The sequence below is a fragment of the Sphingobacteriaceae bacterium GW460-11-11-14-LB5 genome (genome assembly GCA_002151545.1).
Lineage (GTDB): Bacteria > Bacteroidota > Bacteroidia > Sphingobacteriales > Sphingobacteriaceae > Pedobacter.
Map to the genome: position 1 here is coordinate 3152015 of CP021237.1, position 13915 is coordinate 3165929.

Below are 13915 nucleotides of genomic sequence, written 5' to 3' on the forward strand. Positions count from 1 at the left end.
TTTCATGATTAGCGTTAAAGAAGCAAAAGACCTCATTTCTCAACACATCATAGCATTCAATCCCATTTCAATTGATTTGGCCAAGGCATCGGGACACATTCTTGCAGCCGATGTTTATGCTAAATACGATATTCCTGCATTTAGTCAATCATCTATGGATGGTTATGCCATTAAGTTTGAAGATCAAGAACAAGAGCTCGCCTTAATAGGCGAAATGGCCGCAGGAACGGCAATCCGTATCACTATACAAGAGGGACAAACCAGCAGAATATTTACAGGTGCCCCCTTACCTGAAGGTGCCGACACCGTGGTGATGCAGGAAAAAATTACACGTAAGGATGGAAAAATTACCTTACAAGATCCCAATTTAAAACCTGGCTTAAATGTACGGGATAAAGGTTCAGAAATTATGGCCGGAGCATTGGCAATGGAAAAAGGAAATCTGCTTAGTCCTGCTGCTATTGGCTTTCTGGCAGGGATTGGTATTAACGAAGTTAGCGTTTATCCCATGCCCAAAATTTCGATTATTGTAACGGGAAAAGAATTACAACAACCGGGGAAAACACTCGAATTTGGACAGGTGTATGAATCGAATTCCTATTCGCTTTCTGCAGCTTTAAAACAGGAAGGCATAGAACAGATTACCATTTACGAAGCCGATGATGATCTGGAAATCCTCAAAAAAGTATTACAAACTGCAACAGCAAGCAGTGATGTGGTGCTGCTCACCGGAGGTGTAAGTGTAGGCGATTACGATTTCGTAATCGAAGCAGCTTCACATTGCGGCATCAAACAGATTTTCCATAAGGTGAAACAGAAACCTGGCAAACCGTTATATTTTGGCACCAAAGATCAAAAACTAATATTCGGACTTCCAGGTAATCCTTCATCTGTACTCAGTTGCTATTATAATTATGTATTGCCATCCATCAAATCCTTATCGCATAAAAGCAATAGCGTAATGGAGGTTCAGGCAGAGCTTACGCACACCTATTCCAAACCTGCCGGGTTAACACATTTTCTGAAAGGTAAGTATGAAAATGGGCTGGTTACCCCACTCAGCGCCCAGGAGTCATACCGGTTAAGCTCTTTTGCACAGGCCAATTGCCTGATCTGCCTGAACGAAACACAAGAACATTTTAAAGAAAGCGACATCCTCACCGTATTGATTTTACCAGACTAAACGATGCAAGAAAGTTTTATCCTCTTTTACTGTTTACTTTTTATTGTAGCCTTTTTATATGCTTCAGTTGGGCATGGAGGCGCAAGCGGTTACCTCGCACTGATGGCTATTTTCGCCATTTCGCCTGCCGTAATGAAACCTACGGCACTATTGCTTAACCTGTTTGTTTCTTCCACCTCTTTTATCCAGTTTTACCGCGGTGGCCATTTTAAATGGAAAACTTTTTGGCCTTTTGCGCTCGCTTCCATCCCGCTCTCTTTTGTTGGTGGTATGATGGCCATTGAAAGTTCCATTTATAAAAAGATTTTGGGTGTACTTTTACTCATTCCGGTGATCCGTTTTTTCTTCTTTAAAAATACCGATCCGAAAGATTTCAAACCATCAAACATTCCGTTATCATTGCTTATTGGGGGGATTATCGGTTTACTTTCGGGCATGATTGGCATCGGAGGCGGGATTATCCTTTCTCCTATCCTGTTACTTTTAAAGTGGACGGATCAAAAACAAACTGCAGCCATTAGCGCGGCCTTTATTTTTGTTAATTCGGTTGCCGGTTTAGGCGGACAGTTGATTAAAGGTTTCGAATTTAACAGCCACATGCTCGCTTATGTTGGGGTAGCTTTCGCTGGAGGCATTTGTGGTGCTTATTTTGGTGCCTTAAAATTTCCGCAAACTGTTTTAAAAAATGTACTGGCCTGCGTATTGGCGCTGGCCGCTTATAAATTACTATTTACACATGCATAACATGAAATATCTCATCATCGCCCTATTGTTTTTAAGTTTTGCTGCGCATGCTCAAGAAAGCAAGCAATTTGTAATTGAAGGAAAAGTTAAAACACCATTAACAATTACTTTGAACAATTTAAGCGCCTATAAATCCGTTAGTTTGGATAGTATGACGATTTATAACCACCTGATGCAGCGCAAAAGCAGTATCAAAAACATTAAAGGTGTGCTTTTGAAAGATATTTTGGCCAAGGTAGAAATAGATGCGGCCTCGCCCAAAACATTAAGTGAATATTATCTGGTTTTTACCGCAACCGATAACTATAAAGTTGTGTACTCCTGGAACGAAATCTTTAATTCGCCTACGGGAAATCAAGTGTTGGTTTTAACCGGTTATGATGCCTTACCGGTAAAAGCGGAAAAGGGAAATATCGCCATTATTACGCCCAGCGATTTCGCAACAGGAAGAAGATTTGTAAAAGGATTGAGTAAAATCAGCATCTTACAGGTAAATTAGCAGCATGAAAATTGAAATGATCAGTTTTGGCAAGATCGCCGAGTTTATCAATAATCAAAAAATTGATATTGCTGGTATTGCCGATACCGATGCCTTTAAACAATATATCGAGAATGAGTTTCCTGCTTTAAAAAGCATGAAATATAAACTTGCCCTGAACAAAAATATCGTTCAGGAAAACACCGAAATTACCAACAACGCCACAATAGCAATAATGCCTCCTTTTTCCGGAGGATAAACGATATGAGTGCAGAGCGATACAACAGGCAGATTATCCTTAAGGGATTTGGGGAGGAAGCACAGCAAAAGCTTTTAAGGGCTAAAGTACTGGTAATTGGTGCCGGTGGCTTGGGCTGTCCTGCGTTGCAATACCTGGCTGCAGCCGGCATTGGCCATATTGGTATTGTTGATGATGATACCATCTCACTATCCAATTTACACCGACAGATTCTTTTTACAACAGCCGATATCGGAAAGCTGAAAGTAGAGGTTGCCGCGAAGCGCCTGCAGGAGATGAATACCCAGATCGGAATCATTCGTCACCCCATACGCTTGCAGAAAAATAATATCCTCGATATTGTATCCAGATATGATTACATATTGGATGGTACAGATAATTTCGAATCCAGGTACCTGATTAACGATGCCTGCGCACTGCTGAACAAGCCCCTTATATTTGCCGCAGTTTCGGGTTTTGAAGGTCAGTTAGCCATATTTAATGCTCCCGATCATCTAACACCCAGCACCAATTACCGCGATCTCTTTCCCATTCCACCCGATAAAGGAGAAGTAGCCAATTGTGCCGAAAATGGTATTATTGGTGTATTACCGGGCATATTGGGCACCATGGCAGCTGCAGAAACCATTAAACTGATTGCCAAAATCGGCCAGGCCTTAACCAATAAAATATTAAGTTATAATTTACTTACACAAGAACAATATACCATCAATATTAGTCACGGAGGCGGTTATACCCTACCCAAAACTGTTGATGAATTTTTAAATATGGATTATCAGGATACGAGCGAAGGACCACAGGGATATATAGAAATTGATGCCGGCGAGCTGGTTAAACTACAACAATTAGAATCGACGATTTTAATCGATGTACGCGAAAGGCACGAAGTACCAATACTGGATAAACAAATTTTTACACAGGTACCAATGTCGGAATTCGGAGCCTTTATGAGTAAAGAGTTTTATCAAAAACATGTGGTTTTAATCTGCCAGCATGGAATCAGAAGTGTAGCCGCAGCAGAAGCCATGCAGGAAAAATATGGCGATGCCAAAAAGATTTACAGTTTAAAAGGTGGTATTGTAAAATGTAGAGATCATTTTCTCAGACCCTAACATGAGCGAAAAAAAGATAAAGAACATATTTGTAAATGGCCCGATAGCACCCGCTTTTATTGCCGATAGCATTGCCAAACACAGCAGCAAAACCGCTATTGGTGGCCATAGCATTTTTATGGGTCAGGTGAGAAAAGATGAAATTGAGGGTAAATTTGTTGCAGCGATAGATTATACCGCATATGAAGACCTTGCGCTCGAAAAAATGCATCAGATCAGGGAAGAGGTTTTCGAAAAATATCCATTAAACTGCATGCACATTTATCATAGCCTGGGCAGGGTTAAAACCGGTGAGATCTGTCTCTTTGTTTTTACCTCATCAGCCCATCGTAAACCCGCAATAGCCGCTTGCAGCGAAGTAGTAGACCGGCTAAAAGCAGAATTACCCATCTGGGGAAAAGAAATATTCGAAGACGAAACCCATCAGTGGAAAGAAAATAGTTAAATATGGTAAACATCACAAAAAAATCCAATACCCTAAGGATTGCCATTGCAACCGCAACCGTAAAGGTATCTAAGCAGGAAACCATCGATGCCGTTGAACAGCGCAAAATTCCCAAAGGCGATGTATTTGAATTTGCACGGGCTGCCGGATTATTTGGGGTAAAAAAAACCAGCGAGGTGATTCCAGATTGCCACCCGCTCCCCATAGAATATACCGCTATTACCTACGAAATTGTGGGTTTAACCATTATCATTACCGTTGAAGTACATACCATTTACAAAACAGGTGTAGAAGTTGAAGCCATGCACGGTGCCTCCGTTACCGCCTTAACGATGTATGATATGTTAAAACCAATTGACAAAGGAGTTGAAATAGAAAATATTAGGTTATTAAAAAAATCGGGCGGAAAATCTGACCTTAAAAATGCCAGATTCCCCGAAATTAAAGCTGCTGTTGTGGTATGTTCAGATTCTATTTTCCAGAATAAAGCACAGGATAGCTCTGGTAAAGCGATTATTTCGAGATTGGCACAATGGGAAATTAACGCAACAAAATATGAAATTCTACCCGACGAAATCAACCTCATCCGTGATAAAGCCAGCGAATTAAGTAAAGGTGGTTACCAGCTGATCATTTTTACCGGCGGAACCGGACTTTCGCCACGAGATGTAACCCCGGAAGCGATAGCGCCTTTAATTGACCGGAACATTGAAGGGATTATGGAAACTGCCCGCCGTTACGGACAGGAGCGCATGCCTTATGCCATGCTTTCGCGCGGTGTAGCCGGTTTTATTGGAGAAACGCTGGTACTTACTTTCCCAGGATCGAAAAGTGGTGTAGAAGAAAGTATGGATGCCCTGTTCCCGCAGGTTTTACACTTGTTTAAGGTGATTAAGGGCGAAAAACATTAGATTGAGTTAAATCGTCATTTCGTTAGTCGGGATTTGTAATCCCGTCTTAAAAACCAAGGATTTATAATCCTTAAACACATAGATCAAAATGCGGATTACAAAGCCGCAGGGCGCTGGCCAAAACCACAGATCCTGACCAGCGCAAACCTTTCATTATAAACCCGATAGCAGTGGATGCCGATTCTTCATCGGCTGGAACGAATAGCGGGACTACCTTGCCCCATGGCGTACTAACATTCATTTCCAAAACCTAAAAATTATTATCCTTCGACAAACTCAGGATGACCTCTCTTTTTTAATGCATACACTTTATTCGACCTTATCGTTAGTCGGGATTTGTAATCCCGTCTTAAGAACCAAGGATTTCTAATTCTTAAACACATAGATCAAAAAGGCGGATTACAAATCCGCAGGACGAAGGTCAGGATCTGTGATCCTGACCAGCACACTACTCCATAAACATTGTTTAAAGATTTCTCCACTGCGGTCGAAATGACGACTGATTTTTAGAATCTGTCAGTAGTAACTTGTTTGGAATCGTAATGCCTCAGCAATAGCTTTATTTTGCATTAAGATTTCCGCCTACGCGGAAAAGACGAATTCACAATCATCAACAAGATTAAATCTAAACAGCAAAAATGTTTTTTGTGATAAAAAATTAAGTCCTATTTTTGCGGCATGTCGTCTAAATATAAGATTTTATACTTTTTCCAAAATTCTGATACCGCTATACTAGAAATTCAGCGTCTTGGTCTGCCCGACAATGCAGATGCAGAGGCAACCTACCACTGGCTTTACTTTGATAAAATTACAGGATCGTTGGTTAAATTATGGTTCAGGTCGATGGATTCTTCTACCGAAATTGAAGAACGTTATTTTGAGCAAGGTTATCTTAAATTCAATAAAACAGAGGCTACCTATATAGAAAAACACAATTCTTCTCAACAAAAGCTCAATAATATGGGCAATAGAGCTATTGGAGAGGATATAAGTGTTTTATTGGAAAATTATCTGAAATAATTCAGGCCATTTCCGGCAGCTCTGATTCTAAACCAACTTTACTTAAAGGATAACGGGAGGCATAGAAATCCTGAAGCGACTGGCAGAAATCCGGATACCATTCTTGCTTTTGCATGCTTTCTAAAAGTTGCGCACAGGCCAGTACATCGGCATCGGCCTGATGCAATGCATGAGCAACAAAATTAACCACATCCCAAATGCCTTCCATCATAAAAAACCGAAAGGTAGACAGGATTGCAGACCATTGCACTTTTTTAGCCTGCAATAAAAAGAACCGCGAAACAGGACTGCATAAACGTTTAAAAGCCATGTAATCCTCTTCTGCACCCTCGAGATTCAAAAGGCCGTCACTATAGGGTAGATTTACAATTTCTGCCGCAATTTTATCACGGCCATGGAAATAAACACTCCCTGCACAGATAGAAGATATCGATATCAGTGCTAAATGATCGTAGATTTCGGGATGCATTTTCAACTTGCCATTGCGTACAAACACCAGTCCGCCTTTTTTGGCAGCGCCAGCTTGTGTATTCATAGCTGATAAACTTAAGAGTTCAAACTCGCCAGCAAAATTAAGTGCTGCTACAAACTGTGCTGCAGCCATAAAAGTACCCCGATCAAGCGGTTTATTGTTGATAACAGGTTTCTGAATTGAAAAAATAGAAAGTTGCAAAAATATTTAATTTGTTTGGTTCCGGCCGATTGTATCGACATTAGCAAAAATAAAAATCCAATCCAGAAAACAATGATGTTGATCGCGGGTAAAGCGAGTCAGAATGGTAATCAACTAGAAATGAGAAGGAAATTTTTTCAACCTTTTTGTTCATTAAATGGTATACTCGTTTTCGATGGTATTTAAAACATGCGGGCAAAAAAAAAGCAGGACTAAATCCTGCTCAAAATCTTTTTGGGAAAGAATTAAACAACTCTTACTTTCACTGCATTAAGGCCTTTTTTGCCTTCTTGAACTTCGTATTCAACTGTATCATTTTCTCTGATTTCGTCAATCAGGCCTGATGCATGCACAAAAATCTCAGATCCGCTTTCTTCTTTAATAAAGCCAAAGCCTTTTTCTGAGTTAAAAAATTTTACTGTTCCGTTTTTCATTATACTGGATGTTTTTAAATTAAAAACCAAAAATAGGATTAAAACCGAAAAACCAAAATTACTGGCAAATAAAATTGCTAATTATGCACAAAAAGATTTACAACTGTAAAGATTACGGCGGCCATTTTACAGTCTGAAATATTAAGCACGATGTTGATGAGGGGTTAAAAAGATTTTCCCTGCGTAATGGAAGAATACCAATTAATAGGATGCGACCTTAAATTCATGCCATCACTCTCAATATGATACAAGATAATGGGCATACTAAAATCGACAAAACGCTCTACCTGTCTGGACAGTTTACCGAGAAAATCCATACTCGATATACCCTCTTTTAAATGAACGTAAATTACACTGCCTGTTTTAAACTCAAAGCGTTCTACCACTCCTGGCCACTCTGCTTTTATCCTGGTGAGGAAAGCTTTGATTTTGGTTTCTTCTTTTAGATTTTCCATAAGCTTATCAGGTTTTTTAATATATGCTAATTTAAAAAATTATTCCAAATAAGATTAATTGTAACAGTACCTATACAATTAGAAAGTAAACTAATGATGATGTCGAAGGCAGTAAAGAATCTTTAATTAAAGTGCTAAGATGGGCTAAAGCATTTAGATTTTCAATCAAGTTGGGAATGACGATATATTCTCTTCGTCATTCCCGCGCAGGCGGGAATCTTAATACCACATACAAAAAGACAAACGCGCTAAAGCATTAAGATTCCCAATCAAGTTGGGAATGACGATATATCCCCGTTACGTCATTCCCGCGCAGGCGGGAATCTTAATACCACATACAAAAGGACAAACCCGCTAACGCTTAAGATTCCCAGTCGAGCTGGGAATGACGCCACCTGTTACTTAGCCGAAACAACTTCTATATTATCAGCGATGTGATGATGAAAAGTGAAGATGTTTTGATGACAGAGGTTATGTACAGGATCGGTATTCAAACACAATCATACTTTACAAAAGCCTTTAAGAAAGAGTTCGGCGTAACGCCAACCGGCTACATGCAGAACCTAAAACCTTAAGGATGGATTAAATTAAAAAAGCCCTTCAATCCTGAGAGGGCTTTTTCATAGTCGTCTATCCCTATAAGTAGGAATCCAAAACTAATTAATGTGTTTAATATTTTTAGGGGTTGAATAAACTGAACAGAAAAATTTTTCAGCTTAATTCATCCTTGTTTTTTGTGCTTCACATGCCTTTAAACGGCCATAACGAACTATTACTCCACTCCCTTTGCATTCACGGGAATAACATACAGTGATTTTGAAGCCGTGATAAAAAGCATGTTTTTGTCTTTTCCACCAAAACAAATGTTACCACACCACTCTTCGGGTATATCAATATGGCCAATTTTTTCGCCTGTAGGCTTGTAAATATTCACTCCTTTTCCGGTCACATAAATATTTCCCTTACTGTCTAAAGTCATCCCGTCAGAATGCTGATTAAGGATTAGTTGCCTGTCTGTTAATTTAGCATCGGTACCAATATGATAACGGTAGGTTTTATTCGCCCCCATATCGGCCACATATAAAAATTTACCATCTGGCGTACCCACAATACCGTTAGGTTTAACCACATCATCGGCAACCACGATGGCTTCTTTTTTCCCTTTTGGAAGGTAATACACTTTTTGACCTTCAATTTCGGGCGATTTTCTTGTCCAGTAGTCGCGTTGGTAATAAGGATCTGTAAAATAAATGCCTCCCTTGGCATCCAACCAGATATCGTTCGGTCCGTTCACCTTTTTGCCCTCATAGTCGCTGAAGAGCACTTTTATTTTTTTATTTTTATCAATAGACCAGATCTGGTTATGCTCGTCAGCACAAACAATGAGGTTGCCCTTTTTATCGAAATAAGTTCCGTTTGCCCTACCCGATTTATCCATATACAGGCTCAGTTTTCCATCAATACCATATTTCCAGATCTTATCATTAGGCTGGTCAGTAAAAAAAACATTCCCTTGTTTATCAACCGAAGCACCTTCTGTAAACTTAAACTGTGCAGAAATCACCTTTAAACTATCCTGAACAAAAAGGTTATCGCCTGCATTTTGTGCAAAAGCACTAACGCCAAAGGCAGAAAATGCCAAAAAGAAGAAGTATTTTTTCATTTGTATTTTTTAATATATAATCGGTGTTTGCTGGTCGGGATTTGTAATCCCGATCATCGAGTTAAGGATTTTTAATGCATTTGTGGATTGCAAATCCACAATTCACACAGTCGAGATTATAAATCCCGACTAACCAATGGTTGTAAAAGTATTAACTTACCCGTTTCCCTTTTAGTAACATATTTAGTGCATCGTTCAGCGTTCCGGCCTTTTGCACTTCACCTTCATTTACAAAATAAATTTCGTCGGCATTTTCGATCGTATTTAAACGGTGTGCAATAATCACCAGCGTAGTTTCTTTTGATAGCTTATTTAAAATGCTTCCCAAAAGTTGTTCGGTTATGGTATCGATATTGGCTGTGGCCTCATCAAGGATCAACAGCTCAGGATTCCTTAACACCGCTCGCATAAAAGCGATCAGCTGTTTCTGCCCCAGACTGATGCTATCCGATCCTGAAGTAATCTGCGTATTTAAGCCCTCTTCAAATATGGCTAAAAGTGCATTCAGATTGGCTTCTTCAATTATTTTCTCCAGCTGTGCATCACTTACCTCTTTATATTGGCTGTTGCCGTACAAAATATTTTCTTTTACCGTTCCGGTAAATAAAAATGGCTCCTGCAAAATGAAACCGATTTTTTGTGTTCTTTCTTCAGCAGAAAATGAACGGATATCTTTACCATTTAATAAAACCGTTCCTTTTGTGGCATCGTACAAGCGGGAGATTAAGGAAGCAGTGGTGGTTTTCCCCCCTCCGGTTGGCCCAATTAAGGCGTAAGTTTTTCCCTTTTCAAATTTCAGGTTAATGTTATGGAGGATTTCTTTACTGTCATCATAAGAAAAATGCACATTTTTAAATTCCAGTAAAGCATCAGATGTGATGGTTTCTTTTGTTTCAATCTGCTTCAGGTCACTTTCTAACGATAAAATCTGCGATATCCTGTCCCAACTGGCCATCGCCACCTGAAAGCTGGTCCAAAGGGCCGCCAATTGTCTTAATGGATTATAAAAATTGGTGGTATAAGCAATATAACTCACCAATAAACCCAAAGTAAAGTTGCCGGTAGAAATGAGATAAATACCGAATAACAAGGTAATCAGTTGTGCTATGCTCGATAGCAATCCATAAACAGGCACAAAAATATTGTTAGCTAAACCAGCACCTATTGCCGTTTTATAGTTTTCAGTATTGGCTTCATCAAAACGTTTTCTAAAATAATCCCTGCGGTTAAAGGCAATAATCACTTTAAAGTTGTTCAGGCTTTCCTGTATTTCGGCGCTCATTCCGCCAACGCTTTTTAAGTTTTTAGCATTTTTTCCTTTTACCCAGGGCGATAACGCCATCGTAAAAAGAACAATCACCACTGCGGGCGAAAGTGTTGCAGCCCCCAGTTCTAGATTAATCGAAAGCAGAAAAATACCTGCTCCAATCATCGTGACTATACTGCCAATGAACTGCATTAACGATTGCGAAAAAAACTGGTTAAGCTTATCGGTATCGTTATTCACCCTCGAAATCAGGTCTCCTGCTTTATTCTGGTTAAAAAATGAAACGGGTAACTCCTGCAGTTTATTAAAAATGGCATTCCGTAAAGTGTATAACATTCGCTGGCCCACTCCCCCCATCAACCTGGTTTGGGTGTAACCGGTAACCATGGCAATCATGTAGATCACCAACAGGATACCACCAAAAATAAGCACACCGTGAAATTGTTTGGTGCGAATATAGGCATCAACCGTGTGGCCCACTAACAATGGCCCCAAGAGCAATAGACCTGAGTTTACCAAAATGGCAATTAGTGCCAGCCAAAGGTTTTTACGTTCAGCGGATATCAGTTTTAGCAGGCTTTTTAAAGCCTTATAGGTAGATTGCTTTTCCTGCTTGTTGCTAAGCTGGTTAAGATTGTAGTTCATAATTACTGGTGCTCTGTTGTGAATTGTAAATCTGAACATATTCAGGACTGCTTTTCAGCAACTCCTGATGGGTTCCTTCTGCAATGATTTCGCCTTCCATCAGCAAGATCACTTTATCATAATGTTCAACAGAAGCTATTTTTTGGGTAATAGAAAGTAAAGTTAAACCTGGATAATTTTGCTGGATATTTTCCAGAATCCTTTTCTCTGTATTGGTATCCACACGGGCTGTAAAATCGTCTAGTAATAAAATCTTGGGATTCACCGCTAAAGCCCTGGCCAGCATAATTCTTTGTTTTTGCCCACCTGAAAGGCTGTTTCCGCGCTCCGAAACAATGGTATTCAATTGATCGGGCAAAGCATCTATAAAATCTTTAAGTTCTGCAGTGGCAATGGCTTTGGCCAGCGATTCGTCTGTAACGGTATCGCTAAAGGCAATATTTTCCCTAATGCTCATGTTGAACATGATACTGTCCTGAAATACAAAGCCTACCTGTTGGTGGAAATTCTCCTGGTTATACTTCTTAATTTCTTCGTGATCAAACAAGGCCGCACCAGAATCTGCTTCAATCAGACCTGTTAAAATATAAAGCAGTTGTGATTTGCCTGCAGCCGTAGGGCCAATAATTGCCGTTTTAGAACCTGCTTTGGCAGAAAATGATACCGACTTTAAAATTGGCTTCTGTCCAAAACTCAAAGTAATATTTTTCGCTTCTACATCTCCCTTCAATTGTGTAGTCAGGATGCCTGGATGTTTAATCTCCGCAGCATTTAACACCGTTTCTATCCTTTGGTATGACGCTGTAGCCTGTGCAATCACATTGCTCATAAAACCAATCACCAAAATGGGAAATATAATGAGGGTAAGGTAACTGCTAAAAGCAGTAAACTCGCCCAGGCTCATCGAATTGGTAATTACAAAGTGACCACCCAGCACTAAAATGCATAAACCAGATAAATTGGCTGTAAAAACAATCACCGGAATCAAGGCTGCAAACATGCGGAGGATGGATATCCCTAAATCTCTCGCTTTGGCATTTGCATCCAAAAATTTATGGTATTCTAAGGCTTGCGAATTAATTACGCGGATTAAAGCAGAACCCAAAATACTTTCGCTGATGACCTTGTTCAGCCAATCGATTACTTCCCTGCTCTTTTTGAAAAGCACTTTTACCTTGCTGAGCACATAAAAAAATGCACCGCCAATAATCGGTACAATCGCAATTACACAAAGTGCCAGTTTCCAATTGATCATCAGGAGCAGAATACTTGCCCCAACAATTAAAAATATAGATGAACAGATAGAAACAATAGCCTGCGAAACAAACATTTTGATCGAATCAACATCGGCGGTAAGGTTAGTCAGCAGTTTTGAGGGGTTAGCCTGAATAATATAGGCATGGCTTTGTCGCGAAATCTGATTAGATAACCTGGTTCTTAAATCTCTTGCCACACGCTCAGAAGCATAGGTTTGTACGATACTTTGTAAATAAGTAAAGATAAAAACCAGAACAATGGCCAGCGAAAACTGAAGCAGGATAGATTGAAGGTTAAAAGTTTTGTTGGTATAAGAATCGATACCGCTGGCAATAATCTTCGGTAAGAGTAGGTTGATACCGTTACTGAGCAAAGCAAACAGGATCAGCATAAAAATTAAGCCCCTGTAATTACCAAGTAAACTGAAAATACTGGGCTTTTTGGCTTCTTTGGTTTTTTCCATATCAATGAAGATACCTTAAATTGTAGGTTCCAAATTTAGCCGAATTAATTGATATCGTTTGTAAGAAAATTATAGAAGAAGAAGAAAGCTATAAAATTAAAAGAGTCTGTATCATAATTATAGATTTGTCATCCTGAGCTTGTCGAAGGACTTATTTAAATACCTCCTAAGGTGTTTCGACAAGCTCAACATGACATAACTTAAGGAGAAATTACTTTTATGATACAGGCTCCTACTTAATATTTAACCGTTTAAACAGTTAATTATCCTACTTGCTTTCTTTCAAAACCATATCAATCGTAATTGCGGTAGCTACAATCGCCACTTTTTGATTGCTTTCGGCATAACTGGGATCGATAGAAACATTATATTTATCGGCTGTGGTAAAAACCTCTTTCAAAGCACCAGCCCATTTTTTGTTGATTTTGCCCATTTCGGCACCTGCATTATTGGTAATGCTAAAGTTCCAGGCTTTCCAATCGCCAGATATTTTTGCAATCTCCTCTCCCGATGTTGGGCTTGAAATGGTAAAAGTTGGCTTAAAGAATTTGAATTTTTGTTTAATAATGCCCACTTCAACACCAAGCGGATCGGTCACAATAATTTTCGACATCCAGAAGGTCCAGCCTCTTGTAATGGTGGCCTGAAGCTGGTCGTTGGTATCGGTAATTTCCAGTTTAAAAGGCATCATACGCTTATCAACCAGCAAAGTTAAAGCCTTTTGCCAGCCAGAAATACGCTGTTTAATAATCCCGATCTGAGCGCCCTGATCGTTGTAAACCTTATACTCGTTTGCAAACTTCAAAAAGTTTACTTTCTCATCAATAAAATACTCGTCGCTTAAAAAAAATGGAGGAATCTGCTTGTTCATACTGTAGATTTAAATATTAGATAAGCTGCTAAAAT

The 13915-nt window shown here is 39.5% G+C and carries 16 protein-coding genes; 9 read left to right on the plus strand and 7 right to left on the minus strand.

Going from position 1 to position 13915, the window contains the following annotated elements; genetic code table 11:
- Positions 1-4 precede the first annotated feature (4 nt).
- The 8 genes from CA265_12625 (at position 5) to CA265_12660 (ending at position 6152) form a co-directional block, all read left to right on the plus strand.
- Complete coding sequence (locus tag CA265_12625) at positions 5-1183, plus strand: molybdopterin molybdenumtransferase MoeA (protein ARS42975.1); 1179 nt, start codon at positions 5-7, stop codon at positions 1181-1183.
- Positions 1184-1186: 3 nt separating this feature from the next.
- The gene (locus tag CA265_12630; protein ID ARS40455.1) at positions 1187-1927 is read left to right on the plus strand and encodes a hypothetical protein; all 741 of its coding nucleotides are present in this window, start codon (positions 1187-1189) and stop codon (positions 1925-1927) included.
- A gap of 1 nt (position 1928) precedes the next feature.
- Entirely contained in the window at positions 1929-2426 is a 498-nt protein-coding gene (locus CA265_12635; GenBank protein ARS40456.1) for a molybdopterin-binding protein, read from the plus strand.
- A 4-nt stretch (positions 2427-2430) separates the two neighbouring features.
- Entirely contained in the window at positions 2431-2664 is a 234-nt protein-coding gene (locus CA265_12640; protein ARS40457.1) for a molybdopterin synthase sulfur carrier subunit, read from the plus strand.
- A 5-nt stretch (positions 2665-2669) separates the two neighbouring features.
- Entirely contained in the window at positions 2670-3776 is a 1107-nt protein-coding gene (locus CA265_12645; GenBank protein ID ARS40458.1) for a molybdopterin biosynthesis protein, read from the plus strand.
- A 1-nt stretch (position 3777) separates the two neighbouring features.
- Positions 3778-4221, plus strand: coding sequence for a molybdopterin converting factor (locus tag CA265_12650; protein ID ARS40459.1), 444 nt, complete (start codon positions 3778-3780; stop codon positions 4219-4221).
- A 2-nt stretch (positions 4222-4223) separates the two neighbouring features.
- The gene (locus tag CA265_12655; protein ARS40460.1) at positions 4224-5132 is read left to right on the plus strand and encodes a bifunctional molybdenum cofactor biosynthesis protein MoaC/MoaB; all 909 of its coding nucleotides are present in this window, start codon (positions 4224-4226) and stop codon (positions 5130-5132) included.
- A gap of 678 nt (positions 5133-5810) precedes the next feature.
- A complete protein-coding gene (locus CA265_12660; protein ARS40461.1) occupies positions 5811-6152 on the plus strand; it encodes a hypothetical protein in 342 nt (113 codons plus the stop codon).
- Position 6153: 1 nt separating this feature from the next.
- Here CA265_12660 and CA265_12665 read toward each other — a convergent pair whose 3' ends face one another.
- From CA265_12665 to CA265_12675, 3 genes are all read right to left on the minus strand, one after another.
- Positions 6154-6825 (minus strand): hypothetical protein, encoded by a 672-nt coding sequence (locus CA265_12665; protein ARS40462.1) that lies wholly within the window; start codon positions 6823-6825, stop codon positions 6154-6156.
- 245 nt (positions 6826-7070) lie between these two features.
- Positions 7071-7259, minus strand: a complete 189-nt coding sequence (locus CA265_12670; GenBank protein ARS40463.1) for a cold-shock protein — start codon at positions 7257-7259, stop codon at positions 7071-7073.
- A 164-nt stretch (positions 7260-7423) separates the two neighbouring features.
- On the minus strand, positions 7424-7714 hold the full coding sequence (locus tag CA265_12675; protein ID ARS40464.1) for a hypothetical protein: 291 nt from the start codon (positions 7712-7714) through the stop codon (positions 7424-7426).
- 437 nt (positions 7715-8151) lie between these two features.
- On the opposite strand from CA265_12675, the gene CA265_12680 reads away from it, so the two are divergent.
- Positions 8152-8289, plus strand: a complete 138-nt coding sequence (locus CA265_12680; GenBank protein ID ARS40465.1) for a hypothetical protein — start codon at positions 8152-8154, stop codon at positions 8287-8289.
- Positions 8290-8486: 197 nt separating this feature from the next.
- Here the strand turns inward: CA265_12680 and CA265_12685 are convergent, their stop codons facing one another.
- The 4 genes from CA265_12685 to CA265_12700 form a co-directional block, all read right to left on the minus strand.
- A complete protein-coding gene (locus CA265_12685; GenBank protein ID ARS40466.1) occupies positions 8487-9377 on the minus strand; it encodes a gluconolactonase in 891 nt (296 codons plus the stop codon).
- Positions 9378-9528: 151 nt separating this feature from the next.
- Positions 9529-11289: a multidrug ABC transporter gene (locus CA265_12690; protein ID ARS40467.1), complete on the minus strand. Its 1761-nt coding sequence runs from the start codon at positions 11287-11289 to the stop codon at positions 9529-9531.
- Positions 11273-13009 carry an ABC transporter ATP-binding protein gene (locus CA265_12695; protein ARS40468.1) on the minus strand — a complete coding sequence of 579 codons (1737 nt, stop codon included), beginning with the start codon at positions 13007-13009 and terminating at the stop codon, positions 11273-11275. The genes CA265_12690 and CA265_12695 overlap by 17 nt, the downstream gene beginning before the upstream one ends.
- 268 nt (positions 13010-13277) lie before the next feature.
- The gene (locus CA265_12700; GenBank protein ARS40469.1) at positions 13278-13880 is read right to left on the minus strand and encodes a scramblase; all 603 of its coding nucleotides are present in this window, start codon (positions 13878-13880) and stop codon (positions 13278-13280) included.
- Between the last annotated feature and the right edge of the window lie 35 nt (positions 13881-13915).

Excerpts from the sequence above, each read along its gene's own strand:
- CA265_12660 (ARS40461.1), top strand. The coding sequence starts at position 5,811 with ATGTCGTCTAAATATAAGATTTTATACTTTTTCCAAAATTCTGATACC.
- CA265_12670 (ARS40463.1), bottom strand. The coding sequence starts at position 7,259 with ATGAAAAACGGAACAGTAAAATTTTTTAACTCAGAAAAAGGCTTTGGC.
- CA265_12700 (ARS40469.1), bottom strand. The coding sequence starts at position 13,880 with ATGAACAAGCAGATTCCTCCATTTTTTTTAAGCGACGAGTATTTTATT.
- CA265_12655 (ARS40460.1), top strand. The coding sequence starts at position 4,224 with ATGGTAAACATCACAAAAAAATCCAATACCCTAAGGATTGCCATTGCA.
- CA265_12635 (ARS40456.1), top strand. The coding sequence starts at position 1,929 with ATGAAATATCTCATCATCGCCCTATTGTTTTTAAGTTTTGCTGCGCAT.
- CA265_12690 (ARS40467.1), bottom strand. The coding sequence starts at position 11,289 with ATGAACTACAATCTTAACCAGCTTAGCAACAAGCAGGAAAAGCAATCT.
- CA265_12650 (ARS40459.1), top strand. The coding sequence starts at position 3,778 with ATGAGCGAAAAAAAGATAAAGAACATATTTGTAAATGGCCCGATAGCA.
- CA265_12695 (ARS40468.1), bottom strand. The coding sequence starts at position 13,009 with ATGGAAAAAACCAAAGAAGCCAAAAAGCCCAGTATTTTCAGTTTACTT.
- CA265_12685 (ARS40466.1), bottom strand. The coding sequence starts at position 9,377 with ATGAAAAAATACTTCTTCTTTTTGGCATTTTCTGCCTTTGGCGTTAGT.
- CA265_12640 (ARS40457.1), top strand. The coding sequence starts at position 2,431 with ATGAAAATTGAAATGATCAGTTTTGGCAAGATCGCCGAGTTTATCAAT.
- CA265_12675 (ARS40464.1), bottom strand. The coding sequence starts at position 7,714 with ATGGAAAATCTAAAAGAAGAAACCAAAATCAAAGCTTTCCTCACCAGG.
- CA265_12625 (ARS42975.1), top strand. The coding sequence starts at position 5 with ATGATTAGCGTTAAAGAAGCAAAAGACCTCATTTCTCAACACATCATA.
- CA265_12630 (ARS40455.1), top strand. The coding sequence starts at position 1,187 with ATGCAAGAAAGTTTTATCCTCTTTTACTGTTTACTTTTTATTGTAGCC.
- CA265_12645 (ARS40458.1), top strand. The coding sequence starts at position 2,670 with ATGAGTGCAGAGCGATACAACAGGCAGATTATCCTTAAGGGATTTGGG.
- CA265_12680 (ARS40465.1), top strand. The coding sequence starts at position 8,152 with ATGATGAAAAGTGAAGATGTTTTGATGACAGAGGTTATGTACAGGATC.